The following is a 13,769-nucleotide window of genomic DNA, read 5'->3' on the forward strand; positions in this document are numbered from 1 at the left end:
GAGCAGTCATGGCAAGCCAGCAGGAGCAATTACGCGTACAGGAACTCGGAGATTTTTTGCGCACCAGAAGGGGACGGATTGCTCCTGAATCGGTTGGCTTGCCACGTGGGGAGAGGCGGAGGACGCCCGGATTGAGACGCGCAGAAGTGGCGCAACTGGCGGGCGTAAGCGTGGATTGGTATACCTGGCTGGAACAGGGACGCCCAATCAGCGTTTCAATTCAGGTGCTCGAAAGTCTGGTTCAAGCCCTCCAACTGGATGCTAACGAGCGCGAGCATCTCTTCTTCCTGGCTCATCAGCAACCACCTCCAGAAGGAAATTCACTGCGCGAGACGGTCAGCGCGACCTTGCAGCATTTTCTTGATCATCTTGACCTCAGCCCAGCCTTCGCTATCGGACCACGCTGGGATATTGTTGCCTGGAATGATGCCGCGCGCGTCGTGTTGTATGATTTTCCTCATATGACGCCACGCGAGCGCAACGTTCTCTGGCTCACCTTTGCCTCTGCCTCTCATCGCCAACGAATAATAGATTGGGACAAGCACGCGCGCCGTATTCTAGCACAATTTCGGACGAGCTATGGACGTTTTCCCGGCGATCCATGGATGACGGAGTTAATTGCCGATTTGCAAACCATTAGCCCCGAATTTCGCGCGTGGTGGTCCGATCACGAGGTGCTACGTGGGCCAGAAGGTCAAAAGGTGCTCAAACACCCCCAGGCGGGTAGCCTGGCCTTTGAGCATCTCATGTTTCAGATGTACGATGAGCCAGATTTGAAGGTGGTTGTGTATACACCCATCAAAGAAGGGGAGACAGGGGAGAAAATCCGTCAGCTACTGATGCAAGGATACGGTCCCGTGGAAACGGTGCCCCCCTAAACCAGTAGCAAGACTGGTCCTCTTTTTAGTGGGAAAGCTCCTGTACACGCTCCTCAATCACGCTTGCAAGGGCAGTGGCATCTTCATAGTCCTGCCGGTAGAGCGGCGTACCCAGCCGCAGTGTCACCTGCCAGCGCCGCTTGCCAGGCGTATAGCAAAAGCCTGTAGGGACAATGGCAACCCGCGTCTGCTTGTCCCGCTCTGCCAGTGCCACCAGGCGCACAAAGCCCGCCCGGAAGGGGAGAAAAGCGGCGCCACAATCTTTAGGATTAGGATCGGGATCGACATTTGGGTAGGCCTCAGGGAAGATTACCAGTCCCTCCCCCTGACGCAGGAGTAGCATCGCGTCCTTGACCGCGTTTCTCAGATATTTCTTCACCTCGTCAATTCGGAAAATACGCTCTCCTTCCTGACCATCTGTGGTTAAGAAGAGTCGTTCAGTACGTAAGACCGTTGGCCAGACGAGGGTAGTACATGCCCACTCCATGAGCGAGCGTTGCCAGCGCGTGCGTATCCAATCCAGCGCCACAAAAATATGCATACGCCTGGGGATGCAGCGCAAGAGGATGCAGCCATCATACAGGTGATGGTAGTGCCTGGCTGCGATCAGGAGTGGCCCCTTCTCTGGAAGGTTCTCAAGCCCCTCCACCGTTATCCTGGTTCCTGCAGTGGTGATAAACCAGCAGCCAATCTGAAGCACACACTGCGAGATAACCCGAATGACACGCACAACAAATGGGGGTCGGTCAGGGGCGTGCCCGCTCTGTTTCCCTTTCTCAGAACGTTGACGCACAAGCATAACAGGAGCCAGGCCAAGTACAACTCCTAACGCGGGAGCGACTGTTATAGAGTGCCACAATGAACTCATAGAGAACCTCTGCGTATGACGGTACGACCACGCCAGGTATGCTTACGCCTCAAAGCCATCCTGCCCAGTTGCATGGCTACCGGCAGGTCACACAACGGCGAAAACCAGTATGACCATGGGCGCCTGGGATAGGCACGCACCGTTCCCACCAGGACTCCCAGGCGCATCGCTAACAGGACTCCATTTACCGTTAGTATATGCCAATCGCGCGTGCGGAGGAAGAGGAGGAGGAAAAGCAAAAGCGGGAGAGGTAGAGCCTGCACCAGGAGAATTTCCAACCAGCCAAGAGCTGTCTGCATTCCTGAGAAATGATCGTGCAGGGGGAGCGAGCGCGTCCAATTCTGCCAGGCCTCACGCCAGTTCTCATACATCCTTACTGATACGAGGTCATCTGCTTCATAGAAACCAACGCGATATCCATCGCGTACCAGCATCCGCGCCATAGTAACATCTTCACTGACCGAGAAACAAGTGCTGGCAAATCCATCATAGCAGGCCAGCGCTGTGCGTCTGAAGAGAAAGCACTGGCCGTTAGCCTGAACGTCTTGTATGCGTTGAAATTCTCTCCCGGGGACGCCAAAACGATAGACCAGCGTTGTCAGCAAAGCGGGATGTACAAAGCCTTCGCCAATGCTTCCCAATTCCTGTTGTGTCGCCAAGCTCAGCCCATCAAGCTGGGCTGACCTGGCATGCTCCAGTAACGTTGAGGTAAGTAGCGGCTTTGTGCGGACATCCGCATCTATGATTAATATCCAGTTGGCTGTAGGAGCGACAGCTTTCCAGCCTGTTTGCAGCCCCCAGACCTTGCCGTTCCAATCCTCTGGAATGGGACTGGCATCCATAAGGCGGATACGCGTGTCGCGCTGGGCATAGGCAGTCACAAGTTGTTGTGTGCCATCAGTCGAACCTCCATCGACAACCAGGATCTCGCAGACCGCGCTTCCCTGCGCCATTAGCCCTTCCAGGCAAGGTGCCAGGCGTGTATATTCATTCAGGACAGGCACAATAACGGCTATCTGTTCTCCGGCTGCCTGCACTGTCTCCCGCGCCTGGAGACGTTTCCTGCCGCCTCCCTTTGCTAGACGCCATGCCACACGAGCCGCAAAAAATAGTTGCACACACGTTATCAGTTGAAGGGGATATCCTTTGCCCAACGTTGGTTTCCTCTATTTCTCATGACGCCGCTACTGGCGTACGCGGCTACTGTTGATCTGGCGGAGTAGGCGCGTACGCCAGTAGCGAGGCCATCTGTATTCCGTGTTCGAGCGCGCGATGGACGCGACCACCGACGAAGCCATCACCGCAGAAAGCCAGTCCGGATGGCAGGGTAAGCGTGTGCAACTGCTCGCTATCGGCCTTCTGGTCAGGCAGAGCATAGCGCCAGCGCTGGACATTGCTAAAGATGGGGGTTGCCAGTTCCTCTTCCTGCACCAGTTGCGCCACCATGTCTGCGCCCTCTCGCACAAGCTCCGAGTCTTCTCTCTCCCATTGCACACGGCTATAATCAGGGGCCATCTGGGCAATAAGGAGTCCTGCACCCGAGGGAACGCGCTCTGGCGCTTTCTCGTGTTCCCAGGCCAGCCAGGAGATGGGGTGGGCCTTGTCGATATTGACCAGGGCATAATATGGACGCCGCTGTGGCGTAGGGCGATACCCAAGCATAATGGAGAGCAATGGCCGATAGGTTGCTCCACCCAGTTGGGCCACTATGGCCTCCTGTAAGCCAGGCTCTAATTGGCTTCTCTGGAGTAATTCTCGGGCCTGGGGAAGGGGAAACGTTATGAGAAGCCTGGAGAAAGGGCCTTGCGCTGCTCCGTGTTCAGGTACAAGCCACCAGCCTTGAGGAGTCTGTCGGACATGATCGATACGTGTCTCCAGATGAATGTCGAGTCCCCTGGCCATCTGTTTGGGCAACGTGGTCAGGCCGCTGCGATAGGTCCACTTCTCCTCAGCGTTTTGCGCGGCGTCGCCCTCCTGGATCTCTCCCTGGCCGTTGAAGACCCAGACTGGTTTCTCGATATCGATAAGATCAGGGGTACGAAAGCGCCCCGTAATCCAGGAGATCGAGGCAGGTGCTCCCGGCTTGATATACTGTGCGCCATGATCGTAGATAAAGCCCTCGCGGCTGAGTGTCGCAACACGCCCACCCACGTCCCGGCTCTTCTCAAAGAGCGTCACCTGCCAACCCGCATCTTGCAAGACATGGGCTGCCGCCAGCCCGCTACATCCCGCCCCCAGAATGGCAATCGATGTCATAACCTGCTCCCTTCGACGAAATATGTACATGCAGCTCTATTGTACCGCACGGTCAGGTGCAACAAGAAGCGCGAGGTCAGTAGCCTCGCGCTTCTTGTTGCACCTGACTCTTTACTGAGCGCGGGCTGAGCCGAGCATTTCGCGCAGTTGGGCCTCGTCCTGGCTTGAAAGTGAGGTCTGGATGACCTGGAACTGGATATCTTTAATCTGAGGTATGATCTTGTCCATGACCGCCTCGCGAGTAAGCAGGAAGAGTGCGGCCTCTCCAGGCTGAATCGCGTTGGCGACCTGCTTAATAAAATTATCGTCAATGCCGATATCGGTCATTTTTCCGGAGAGGGCACCCGCACCGGCTCCTATCGCCATACCAGCCAATGGATTAAGAAAGAGCATGCCAACCAGCAGTCCCCAGAAGGCGCCTCCCATCGCTCCAGCGCCCACCAGGTTGTGCGCCTGGCGGATCTTGGGACGCCCATCGGCTCTGCGCGTGACCAGAGCAGCGTCATCACATTTAATTAACTTCTGGGTCTGTAGCTGGGTTATGACATCGAGCATACGTTGGGCCGTTGCTTCATCAATAAACTTGAGCACGAAAAGATTTTCCTTGGAACCTCCTGCTGGGGCTTGCATAGCACGTTATCTCCTTGTGTGTCGCTTTTTAAGGTAGAGGATATTCCCTCTACCTTCTCCACTATAATGAGCATCTCCCCATATGCCATCACATATTAGGAGTATTTCTCCTGCCCCTTTGGAGTGATCTCTTCAACACAGGTAGGGAGCGTGTTTGGTAAGGCAGTACAATAGAAGTATCCCAACGTAAACGTTTGTCATAAAGGCTGGAACTTTCCTCAGTAAGGAGCGATTCCGCAATGCCTATGCGTGTTTCTTCAGAGGGCGAGGCAACAACTATCGATCTCTGGCGCAAACGATTCTTCATTTCAGTGACGCTCTTAACCTGGCTGGTTATAGTTGGTATTCTTGCGCGCTTTATTGGCCTTATCGCGGGTCCCATCATCTTGCTCACGCTTGCGGGGCTTATCGCCTATATCATTCATCCCCTGGTGAAAATCCTGGAGCGTGTGCTGCCCCAGCCCCTGGCGATTGCCGTGGTCTTTCTGGCGCTGCTGCTACTCCTGGTTTCTCTCCTGTATTTTGTGATACTCGCAGCCATCCAGCAGCTCGCCTCCCTTATAACTTCGTTACAGACCTTTGTGCAGCATCCCACCTTTCAGAAGCAGCTCCAGCCCATCTTTCACTTTCTGACCCAGATCGGCTCCTCTCCACAGCAATTAGTGAGCGCGCTCCAGCAGGTCGCGGGCTATCTACAGGGCGCAGTCTTTAATATTCTTCCCTTTATCAGCAACCTGTTCGCGATCATCATCAACGCCATTATCTTAACCTCATTCTGTCTGTACTTCTTAATCGATGGATCACGGGCCGTACGCTGGTTCAGGCAAAACACGCCGCAGCGCTTCAAAGCAAAGATAAACTTCTTTATCGATACGCTTGAACGCTCGTTTGGAGGTTATGTCCGGGGGCAGATTATATTGGCCGTCATTATTACGCTGATTACTGCGGTTGGGGCCTCGTTTATTGGTGTCCCCTTTATCATCCTGCTGTCAATCATCGTCTTTGTCTTTGAGTTTGTACCTATTATTGGGGCCTATATTTCGGGTACGATTGGTGTACTTTTTGCCCTCGCGAACGGCTGGCATACGGCACTGATCATGGCGATTTTTGTGACGATTATCAATGGTGTTCTGGAGGGACAAATCCTGGCTCCTCGTATCCTGGGGCATGCTATCGGCCTGCACCCTATCGTCTCTATCTTTGCCTTGCTCATAGGTAGCAGCCTCTTCGGAATTATCGGCGCGGTTCTGGCGGCACCCGTAGCTGGTCTCTGCCAGGCCCTGGTCCAGGCCTATTGGACAAACTGGCGCGACACCCATCCCGAAGAATTTTCTCCTAAAACCCCAGAGAAGACTTAAATGGGAGGCTACTTTCTCTCGGCCTCTATACGTGCAATCTCTATGTGCGCTCGCTGTACTTCACGCACGATGAAGTATGTTGCCGTAGCCCAGGCTACTGATGCGACCACTGATACCAGGGGAACTGTAAGCGCCAGCAGTTCGCCCACACTATATCTTTGCTGATCCTGAATATATGCCTCTCTTGAGGATTTGCTATCAACACTGCTATTTTTCATGCTCGCTTGCTCTCTTCCTTGGTATTATCTTGTTCAGAGCGGCTTCTCGCCTAAACTGATCACGCCTGGTGTCTCCAAGCACAACCTTATCGTACCTGATCGGTATTGGGTCTGGCAAGCTATCCTTTAAGGCAAGCTTACAAGCCAAAATCTGCTGCAATTTTGTTGTAAAAAACCCGGCAATATGCTATTATGGATAAATTCAAGGCGTTTCTAGGTAAAAGAAAGGGGCACAATTCATGAAAAACACATTCTATTATACGAGGTTGTGCGACCTTTCCGCGACAAGAGCCTAAGTAATACCCATCTAACAGACATTCCCAATATTCGTTTATCCACATCTGATAACCCGGCATGTCTCATCATCTTTGTTCCTCGCGGAAGCACTTCTGTAAAAGGCATTCAGCTATTTTTAGCTATGCAGCTTTAGCCTTATTCAGCACATCCTCTCTACACAAACCTTCTTCCTGGCATTTCTCCGGATCGCTACATGCCCGAAACTAAGAACATCAACTTTTGAGAAGAGGAAACATACTTTTATGGCACAGCACCAAGCACAAGATGTAATTAAAGCTGAGGTCACTCTAGCAGATCATGCCGACGTTAAGGCTTTGCTGGATCTCTGTGCTCAGCATGATGGCCTGCCTTTGGCAGTCAATGTAGATAACCTGACGCATGAACCTGGCAATGGCTTTCTCTACTACAGAGGAGGGCAGCTTATTGGAGTTGCTTTTCTCTTTGGAGAGTGGACCATTGAGGTTATTGGCGCGATCCATCCTGCATATCGTCGCCAGGGTGTAGGGCAGCGCCTGTTAGACGCGATCAAAAACTACTGTCGAGAGCAGGCCAAAGAAGAATTGACCATTATTGGCGTGGGTGGATGGGAGGCTGGCAAGGCCTTTATTCATGCTGCTGGAGGAACCTATACCCTTTCAGAGTACCATATGGAACTGGCTACTACTGACATTAAGCGACCAGCGGTGTGGCGTGATGGCCTTACTCTGCGCCAGGCGACCCCTGCTCAAGCCGCACAGGTAAGTGGAATTGCCATTCAGGCCTTTGGCGATGCTGAAGAAGAGGTTGCTCCATGGGTGGCAAAAGCCATTCTTAAACCCGCGCGCCGTTTCTTTCTAGTTACTCTAGACTCCGGTGAGGCGGTAGGCTGTATCAGCACGGTCGCAGTGGGAGATGGACAGGTAGATATTACTGCCTTTGGTATCCTTCCATTGTTCCAGAGAAAGGGCCTGGGGCGCCAGGTTCTTACTATGACGGTCGAGATGCTACTGGCTGAAGGCTGGCAACGTATCGGCCTCGATGTGGAAACAGAGAATAGCCATGCCCTTAGCCTCTATCAGTCCTGCGGCTTCCAACAAACACGCGTTGATCATTACTATCAACTGCAGCTATGATTTTAATCAACAATTTTTCATGTCTTATGTGTTTAGTTTCTAGTAGTCAGTCCAGTTTGTTATTGATAACAGGATAGAGATCATGAAGCTTGTCACGAGCATCGTTGCAGGTAAAGCGCCAGGAAATGGTACAACGCTGAGCATTTCGCTCGGACTCCAAAGTCGCAATGCGTTGACGTAGCTCAGACAGACTTTGCACCCGACGCGAAAGACAGCCACGGGTAAAAATCCCAATCTCAATTTCAGCCATGTTAAGCCAGCTAGCATGTTTGGGCGTGTAATGGAATTCGATCCGTTGCAAGAGGCGTCTGGCCTCAGCGGGCTCAAACGTCTCATAGAGAGCCGCAGCGGTATGTGTGTTGAGATTATCCTGCACCAGACGAATGTACTCAGCGTGCGGATAGGCCTCATCAACGAGCCAGCGGATGCAATGAGCATAATCCCGTTTGGTCCTCTGTTGGGTCATCTCAACGTGACGCCAGCCTGCAAGCGGCTCCACAAAGAAAAACAGGTTGGCTGTGCCCAAGCGTTCGTATTCATAATCGATGCGTTCCACTTGCCCTGGTTTGGCTGGCACAGAAGGTCGCACATCGGCCTCTGGAGCCACCAACTTCTCATCGAAGCAGACAGTGGGAGAGTGTGGATCGTCCTCTTCCTCATAGAGGTCGAGGACATCTTCCATCGTCGCGACAAACTCGGCTCCTACTGTTGGGATGCACCAGTGCTCGTGTTGCCAAGGTTTAAGTTCGTTTTTTTCAGGAGCTGGCGAATGGTTTCTGGCGAGATGGATTCGGCAAATCCCAGCTCGACAACCTTGCCAGCCAACAATCGCAACGTCCAATGGTCATGCCCATCAGGAGTGGGACTGCATGCAATGGCAATCAGATGAGCCGCTTGGCTTCCTGTGAGAGCCTGACGACGGCGCTGCTGCCGCTTGTCCTGCAAGACCGCTTCGAGTCCGCCTTGCAGATACAATTGCCGAACTCGAATGGAGGTATTGCGGCTGATCTGGAAGGTCTCGCAAATCTGCTGATCGGTCCAGCCATCGGCCGCTTTGAGCAAGGCGTGGGCTCGGGTAAACGTTCTGGCATTGGCTTTGCCTGCATGGATGAACGTTTGCAGCGAGGCACGATCTGTCTCAGTCAACGTGACAGGGATGGGATGTTTCATGGCAAGCTCCTGGGTTTTTCATGAGTATCTCACCCTTGTCAATTGCTAAATGGATTTACTTCTAGCTACCCCTAAGTTCTTTTGACTATAGAAAATTATCCTCCTATGATCAAGTTCAAGTTTGCTAATTGAAAGGATTCTGTCTAATGTCTTCTCAGCCCACACTACACATAGCTGTAGATAACGATATCCAACTTCGCCTGCTTGAGCTTCATCATGCGCAGATCTATAATGACCTGACCAACCGCAACAGAGAGGCTCTGGCAGTCTGGATGCCCTGGGCAGCATATGAAAATTCTCTTGAGCAGACGCAGAGCTTTCTCCAATACAAATTGCGCCAGTTTGCTGATGGCAAAGGCGCTCAGTTCGGTCTCTGGTATCAGGATCAGCTTGTAGGTGCGCTGGGACTCAATGATCTTGATAGAGAGGATAGCAAGGTCGAGATTGGGTACTGGATCGATACCTCTATGCAGGGCAAGGGGCTTGTGACCAGGGCCAGCCGTGCTCTTATCGCCTATGCCTTCCATGAGTATGGCTTAAACAAGGTCGAGATTCACTGCGCGACTGCTAATAAGCGCAGTCGCGCAGTTGCGGAACGCCTGGGATTTCTCCACGAAGGCACAATTCGTCAGGCCCAGCGACTAGGTGACCACTTCGTTGATATGGCTATTTATGGCATGCTAGCAAGCGATTGGAGAGAGGAGCGCTAAACATCTCCACTTTCGGGCGCCAGACGCGGTATCTCTGGCGCCCGCCCACGTTTGTAGACCATCAGGGTGCGCTTAAAGGTAATTACAAGCTTACCATCCTGGTTATAGCCCGTGGTCTTTACGGCGATAATCCCAACATCCGGACGTGAGCGCGATTCACGCTTCTCCAGCACCTCTGATTGTGAGTAGATGGTATCGCCCTCAAATACAGGACGTGGCAGGCGAACTTCATCCCAGCCCAGGTTGGCAAAGACGTTCTGTGAGATATCCGTCACGCTCTGGCCTGTCACAAGTGCCAGGGTAAAAGTCGAATCCACAAGCGGCTTGCCAAATGTTGTCTGTGCCGCGTAGTGGTGATCAAAGTGAATGGGAGCCGTGTTCTGAGTCAGCAGGGAGAACCACATGTTGTCTGTCGTGGTCACGGTTCTTCCAAGTGGATGCTGGTAGATATCGCCTATCTCAAAGTCCTCAAAAAAGCGACCACGCCAGCCTTCTTTTGTTGCCATGAGTAATCCTGCCTTTCACAAAATATTTGGCCTGTTAATATTTTTCTGCTGCGACGAAATACCACAAAGCTTTGGAGTTGCAAAAACCTTATATGAGTATCCTTCATAAAATCATGATAAATATGATTTGCACTCATTGTAGTAGATTAAGTATACTCCTGACAAGCAAAGAAATTGTGAATGAAGAAAGGCATCTATTCTACTATGACAAATATTCCAGAATCCCATCTCGATATTCTACAATCAACAGCAGTGGCATATATGGCGACAATCGGGCCAAAGGGGGAACCACAGGCAAGCCCAGTCTTGTTCGGCTGGGATGGAACACATCTCTTTTTCAGCATGAACAAAATTCGCCAGAAACACCGTAATCTCCTACGCGAACCGCGAGTGGCGATCGCAATCGCTGACCCAGCCAACCCCTACCGCTCTCTTGAGATTCGTGGTAATGTGGTAAGCATCGATGACGATCACAACTATCACATCGCCAATGTGCTATCACAAAAATATACCGGTCAGGATGCAACCCCTAATATGCTACCAGGAGAGCAGCGGGTCGCGGTCGTTGTCGAACCGGAACGTGTTTTTGCCTTCCCGTTTCAAGAAGACAAAAAATAATTAGCAGCCAACTAATATCATATCCTTTCAGAGTCTTCCAAAAATGATGAGGGCAGGTGGATATCCACCTGCCCTCACCGTACAGCTTGGCTTCCTATAAAGGATGAGCTACTCGCGTGGGAGATCGTTGCGCGTGAGAATTTCCTGCTTGATACGCTCGGCGAGAGTGCTTACCGCGAGCGTGCCCAGGTTGACGCCGCTACGATGGCGTACGTTTACCTCGCCGTTCTCGGCCTCTTTATCACCGAGGACGAGCATGTACGGGACCTTCTGCAACTGCGCGTTGCGGATCTTCTTCTGCATGGATTCACGCGCCTCGTCAACCTCTACGCGAATCGACTCGCGCGCTGAAGAGAGACGTACATCCAGCAGGGACTGTTTCACCTGGTAGGCATAGTCGAGATGGCGATCCGCGATGGGAATGATCATGGCCTGCACTGGTGAGAGCCACGTGGGGAAGGCACCCGCGTAATGCTCGATCAAGACCGACATAAAGCGCTCAACGGAACCCAGCACGGCGCGGTGCAACATGACCGGGCGCGCGGCATGACCATCAGGTCCCATGTACTCCAGGTTGAAGCGCTCAGGCAGGTTAAAGTCGAGCTGAATCGTCGCGAGCTGCCACGTGCGCTCAAGGGCGTCCAGGGCCGTGAAGTCGATCTTAGGACCATAGAACGCAGCCTCGCCCACCTCTTCTACCCATTCGATGCCCTTCATGCGCAGGACAGCGCGCAACTGCTCCTGGGCGCTATTCCAGAGTTCGGGCGTGCCCAGGTATTTCTCAGGATGCTCCTCGTCCCAGAGCGAGAGGCGCACCGCGAGCGTCATACCAAAAGGTTTGTAGAAGTTCTCGATGATCGAGTAGATGCGCAGCACCTCTTCCTGCACCTGGTCAGGCGTACAGAAGACATGTGCGTCGTCCTGCGTGATCGCGCGTACACGCGAGAGACCATGCAACGTTCCCGGCAACTCGTCGCGATAGACCGTCGTGACCTCGCTCAGGCGAATGGGCAGCTCGCGGTAGCTGCGCATGCGGCTGGCATAGATCTGCGTATGGTGCGGGCAGTTCATGGGCTTCATGCAGAAGTCTTCGCCACTCTTGCCGCTCACATGGAAGATGTCCTCCTGGAATTTCTCCCAGTGCCCCGACGTCTTGTAGAGGTCGTTCTTCGTGATATGCGGGATATGCACACGCTGGTAACCCAGGGGTTCCTGCAAGGACTGCACAAACTCTTCCAGCAGGTCGCGCACCAGCGTTCCTTTGGGCGTAAAGAGGGGCAAGCCGCCACCCACCAGGTCAGAGAACGTAAACAGATCTAGCTCCTGACCTAGTCTGCGATGATCGCGCTTCTTCGACTCTTCGAGCAGCCAGAGGTAGTGATCCAGTTCCTCTTTCGTATTGAAGGCCGTGCCATAGAGGCGCTGGAGCTGCGGATTATTCTCATTGCCACGCCAGTATGCGCCCGCAATGCTCATGAGCTTAAAGACGCCAATGTGCGTCGTATCCTCGACATGTGGTCCACGGCAGAGATCCAGGAAGTGGCCCGTCTGATAGAAGGAGACGACCGTGCTTCCCTCCTGGCCCTCGCTCAAGCCTATGGCCTCGGCATCGCCCGTTTCCTGCACAACCGCCGTGCTACCGCGCTCTTTGAGTAAATTCAAGAGTTCTACTTTGTAGGGCTGATTGCGTTTGCTCATCTCTTCGATGGCTTCATCGATGCCAACCTCGATACGGTCATAGCCCAGCTTTTTATTCTTGAGCTCGCGCATCTTCTGCTCGATGCGTCCCAGGTCCTTGGGCGTCAAAGCCTCGGGAAGCTCGATATCGTAGTAGAAACCATTCTTAATTGCGGGACCCACGCCAAATTTGGCCTCGGGCCAGAGCAACTGGACGGCGGCGGCCATCAAGTGCGCCGTTGAGTGGCGCATACGATCCAGGTCCTGCTGCGCCTGCTCTTTCTCTGCTGCAAGAGACGTGCTCATTCTCTATTCCTCTATCTTTGCTGTGTTTATTGTCTGCCAATGAATGCGTTACTTATTGCAATCGTCAACTCTCTGCTTTTATATACCAGCGCGAGAGGACTATCAAAAACGTGTGGCTATAGATAAGTCCCACTGCCGACGGTGAGTCGGCAGTTTCGATCCTCCTGCTGCTGAGAGTCCTGTCTCATGGCGCGTTCCTTCCAACAAAAAAACTCTTTCTCCCTCAATACAGGGACGAAAGAGTCACTCTTCCGTGGTTCCACCCACGTTCACTGGTTCGCTATACAATCTTTCAAATGGAACCAGCCTTAAAGCCCGCTAACGGGGGCCTCCCGCTCTTCACTTTACAGGGAGAGATGGCTTCTTGAGTGGTATCCATCGTGTGCGCATAGGACAAATTACAGCCAGGATTGTCCCTCTCTGGAAACGCGGGAAGACGATGACATTGTCTCAAGCAGTGCCTGCCTTACGGCTACGATTATACCATAGTCGCGAGAAAATGCAAGAGTACGCAGGCGCCCTTAAGCTTGACATTCTTCCTTACAAAACTCTATAATACAGCACAATAATTTATATTGTTGATCTATTTAGTACACATTTTTTACAGCCCACATATATAGGTCCATACGGCTTCAACGAAGCCGTTGTCCTTCAGGAGGATGCGTTCATGGCTACTCTTCCTTCGGCGCCAACATCCACAAGCGCTCCACGTGTTGACACCAATTTTGGCAAATTTTCTCAGGGCAGCACAGTGCTCCTTACAGCTCTAGCCTTCCTCTTTAATCTTCCTGTGCTGGTGCTGATTGCAACCATCATCATGGCCTGGAGTGCGATCTCGCCCTCTACCAGCCCTTATCGCCTGCTCTACCAGGGAGTAGTTATACCGCTGGGCCTGCTCAAGCCGCGCGTCGTCGAGGATGATCCTGCCCCCATCGTTTTGCTCAGGGCATCGGTGCGGTGTTCCTCTTGCTCTCAAGTATCTTTCTCTTCTTAACGCACCTGAGTCTGCTTGGCTGGATTTTCGATTTGATCGTCCTGGTCCTGGCTGGCATCAATCTAACGGTCGGCTTCTGTATGGGATGCTTCGTCTATTATCACCTGGGCCGCTGGGGCATCTTCCCCCGCGTGCGCTATGAAGGTAGCTTCCACTGGCGAGGGGTATAGA

General features: G+C 52.8%; 14 protein-coding genes and 1 pseudogene. 6 read left to right on the forward strand and 9 right to left on the reverse strand.

Annotation, left to right across the window (positions count from 1 at the left end; translation table 11 throughout):
• The first annotated feature begins 8 nt into the window (after window positions 1-8).
• Window positions 9-878, forward strand: a complete 870-nt coding sequence (locus JMJ04_RS34290; protein WP_201374876.1) for a helix-turn-helix transcriptional regulator — start codon at window positions 9-11, stop codon at window positions 876-878.
• 25 nt (window positions 879-903) lie between these two features.
• On the opposite strand, the gene JMJ04_RS34295 is transcribed toward JMJ04_RS34290, so the two are convergent.
• The 4 genes from JMJ04_RS34295 to JMJ04_RS34310 all read right to left on the reverse strand — a co-directional run bounded on the left by JMJ04_RS34295 (window position 904) and on the right by JMJ04_RS34310 (window position 4,632).
• Window positions 904-1,746: a lysophospholipid acyltransferase family protein gene (locus JMJ04_RS34295; protein WP_201374877.1), complete on the reverse strand. Its 843-nt coding sequence runs from the start codon at window positions 1,744-1,746 to the stop codon at window positions 904-906.
• A complete protein-coding gene (locus JMJ04_RS34300) occupies window positions 1,743-2,900 on the reverse strand; it encodes a glycosyltransferase family 2 protein (RefSeq protein WP_201374878.1) in 1,158 nt (385 codons plus the stop codon). The genes JMJ04_RS34295 and JMJ04_RS34300 overlap by 4 nt, the downstream gene beginning before the upstream one ends.
• A gap of 46 nt (window positions 2,901-2,946) precedes the next feature.
• Window positions 2,947-4,002 carry an NAD(P)/FAD-dependent oxidoreductase gene (locus JMJ04_RS34305; RefSeq protein ID WP_201374879.1) on the reverse strand — a complete coding sequence of 352 codons (1,056 nt, stop codon included), beginning with the start codon at window positions 4,000-4,002 and terminating at the stop codon, window positions 2,947-2,949.
• Between the two features lie 111 nt (window positions 4,003-4,113).
• The gene (locus tag JMJ04_RS34310; RefSeq protein WP_201374880.1) at window positions 4,114-4,632 is read right to left on the reverse strand and encodes a DUF1269 domain-containing protein; all 519 of its coding nucleotides are present in this window, start codon (window positions 4,630-4,632) and stop codon (window positions 4,114-4,116) included.
• Between the two features lie 239 nt (window positions 4,633-4,871).
• Between JMJ04_RS34310 and JMJ04_RS34315 the strand changes: the two genes are divergently transcribed.
• Window positions 4,872-5,990: an AI-2E family transporter gene (locus JMJ04_RS34315; RefSeq protein ID WP_201374881.1), complete on the forward strand. Its 1,119-nt coding sequence runs from the start codon at window positions 4,872-4,874 to the stop codon at window positions 5,988-5,990.
• An 8-nt stretch (window positions 5,991-5,998) separates the two neighbouring features.
• Here the strand turns inward: JMJ04_RS34315 and JMJ04_RS34320 are convergent, their stop codons facing one another.
• On the reverse strand, window positions 5,999-6,208 hold the full coding sequence (locus tag JMJ04_RS34320) for a hypothetical protein (RefSeq protein ID WP_201374882.1): 210 nt from the start codon (window positions 6,206-6,208) through the stop codon (window positions 5,999-6,001).
• A 539-nt stretch (window positions 6,209-6,747) separates the two neighbouring features.
• Here JMJ04_RS34320 and JMJ04_RS34325 point away from each other — a divergent pair.
• On the forward strand, window positions 6,748-7,617 hold the full coding sequence (locus JMJ04_RS34325) for a GNAT family N-acetyltransferase (RefSeq protein ID WP_201374883.1): 870 nt from the start codon (window positions 6,748-6,750) through the stop codon (window positions 7,615-7,617).
• A gap of 46 nt (window positions 7,618-7,663) precedes the next feature.
• Here the strand turns inward: JMJ04_RS34325 and JMJ04_RS34330 are convergent, their stop codons facing one another.
• Together JMJ04_RS34330 and JMJ04_RS49515 are read right to left on the reverse strand one after the other, a co-directional pair.
• On the reverse strand, window positions 7,664-8,416 hold the full coding sequence (locus tag JMJ04_RS34330; protein ID WP_236038973.1) for an IS630 family transposase: 753 nt from the start codon (window positions 8,414-8,416) through the stop codon (window positions 7,664-7,666).
• Window positions 8,320-8,787: a helix-turn-helix domain-containing protein gene (locus JMJ04_RS49515; protein WP_201371899.1), complete on the reverse strand. Its 468-nt coding sequence runs from the start codon at window positions 8,785-8,787 to the stop codon at window positions 8,320-8,322. The genes JMJ04_RS34330 and JMJ04_RS49515 overlap by 97 nt, the downstream gene beginning before the upstream one ends.
• Window positions 8,788-8,933: 146 nt before the next feature.
• On the opposite strand from JMJ04_RS49515, the gene JMJ04_RS34340 reads away from it, so the two are divergent.
• Entirely contained in the window at window positions 8,934-9,497 is a 564-nt protein-coding gene (locus tag JMJ04_RS34340; protein ID WP_201374884.1) for a GNAT family N-acetyltransferase, read from the forward strand.
• On the opposite strand, the gene JMJ04_RS34345 is transcribed toward JMJ04_RS34340, so the two are convergent.
• A complete protein-coding gene (locus tag JMJ04_RS34345) occupies window positions 9,494-10,003 on the reverse strand; it encodes a MaoC family dehydratase (protein ID WP_201374885.1) in 510 nt (169 codons plus the stop codon). The genes JMJ04_RS34340 and JMJ04_RS34345 overlap by 4 nt on opposite strands.
• A gap of 204 nt (window positions 10,004-10,207) precedes the next feature.
• Between JMJ04_RS34345 and JMJ04_RS34350 the strand changes: the two genes are divergently transcribed.
• The gene (locus JMJ04_RS34350) at window positions 10,208-10,621 is read left to right on the forward strand and encodes a PPOX class F420-dependent oxidoreductase (RefSeq protein WP_201374886.1); all 414 of its coding nucleotides are present in this window, start codon (window positions 10,208-10,210) and stop codon (window positions 10,619-10,621) included.
• Between the two features lie 108 nt (window positions 10,622-10,729).
• On the opposite strand, the gene thrS is transcribed toward JMJ04_RS34350, so the two are convergent.
• Window positions 10,730-12,604, reverse strand: coding sequence for a threonine--tRNA ligase (thrS, locus tag JMJ04_RS34355; protein WP_201374887.1), 1,875 nt, complete (start codon window positions 12,602-12,604; stop codon window positions 10,730-10,732).
• A gap of 667 nt (window positions 12,605-13,271) precedes the next feature.
• Here thrS and JMJ04_RS34360 point away from each other — a divergent pair.
• Window positions 13,272-13,768 (forward strand): annotated as a pseudogene (locus JMJ04_RS34360) (DUF4395 domain-containing protein).
• Window position 13,769 lies beyond the last annotated feature (1 nt).

It is taken from the genome of Ktedonobacter robiniae, assembly GCF_016587375.1.
GTDB lineage: Bacteria > Chloroflexota > Ktedonobacteria > Ktedonobacterales > Ktedonobacteraceae > Ktedonobacter > Ktedonobacter robiniae.

Coding starts and splice junctions, on each gene's coding strand:
- JMJ04_RS34290 (WP_201374876.1), top strand. CDS start 9: ATGGCAAGCCAGCAGGAGCAATTACGCGTACAGGAACTCGGAGATTTT.
- JMJ04_RS34305 (WP_201374879.1), bottom strand. CDS start 4,002: ATGACATCGATTGCCATTCTGGGGGCGGGATGTAGCGGGCTGGCGGCA.
- JMJ04_RS34325 (WP_201374883.1), top strand. CDS start 6,748: ATGGCACAGCACCAAGCACAAGATGTAATTAAAGCTGAGGTCACTCTA.
- JMJ04_RS34345 (WP_201374885.1), bottom strand. CDS start 10,003: ATGGCAACAAAAGAAGGCTGGCGTGGTCGCTTTTTTGAGGACTTTGAG.
- JMJ04_RS34350 (WP_201374886.1), top strand. CDS start 10,208: ATGACAAATATTCCAGAATCCCATCTCGATATTCTACAATCAACAGCA.
- thrS (WP_201374887.1), bottom strand. CDS start 12,604: ATGAGCACGTCTCTTGCAGCAGAGAAAGAGCAGGCGCAGCAGGACCTG.
- JMJ04_RS34340 (WP_201374884.1), top strand. CDS start 8,934: ATGTCTTCTCAGCCCACACTACACATAGCTGTAGATAACGATATCCAA.
- JMJ04_RS34320 (WP_201374882.1), bottom strand. CDS start 6,208: ATGAAAAATAGCAGTGTTGATAGCAAATCCTCAAGAGAGGCATATATT.
- JMJ04_RS34315 (WP_201374881.1), top strand. CDS start 4,872: ATGCCTATGCGTGTTTCTTCAGAGGGCGAGGCAACAACTATCGATCTC.
- JMJ04_RS34295 (WP_201374877.1), bottom strand. CDS start 1,746: ATGAGTTCATTGTGGCACTCTATAACAGTCGCTCCCGCGTTAGGAGTT.
- JMJ04_RS49515 (WP_201371899.1), bottom strand. CDS start 8,787: ATGAAACATCCCATCCCTGTCACGTTGACTGAGACAGATCGTGCCTCG.
- JMJ04_RS34310 (WP_201374880.1), bottom strand. CDS start 4,632: ATGCAAGCCCCAGCAGGAGGTTCCAAGGAAAATCTTTTCGTGCTCAAG.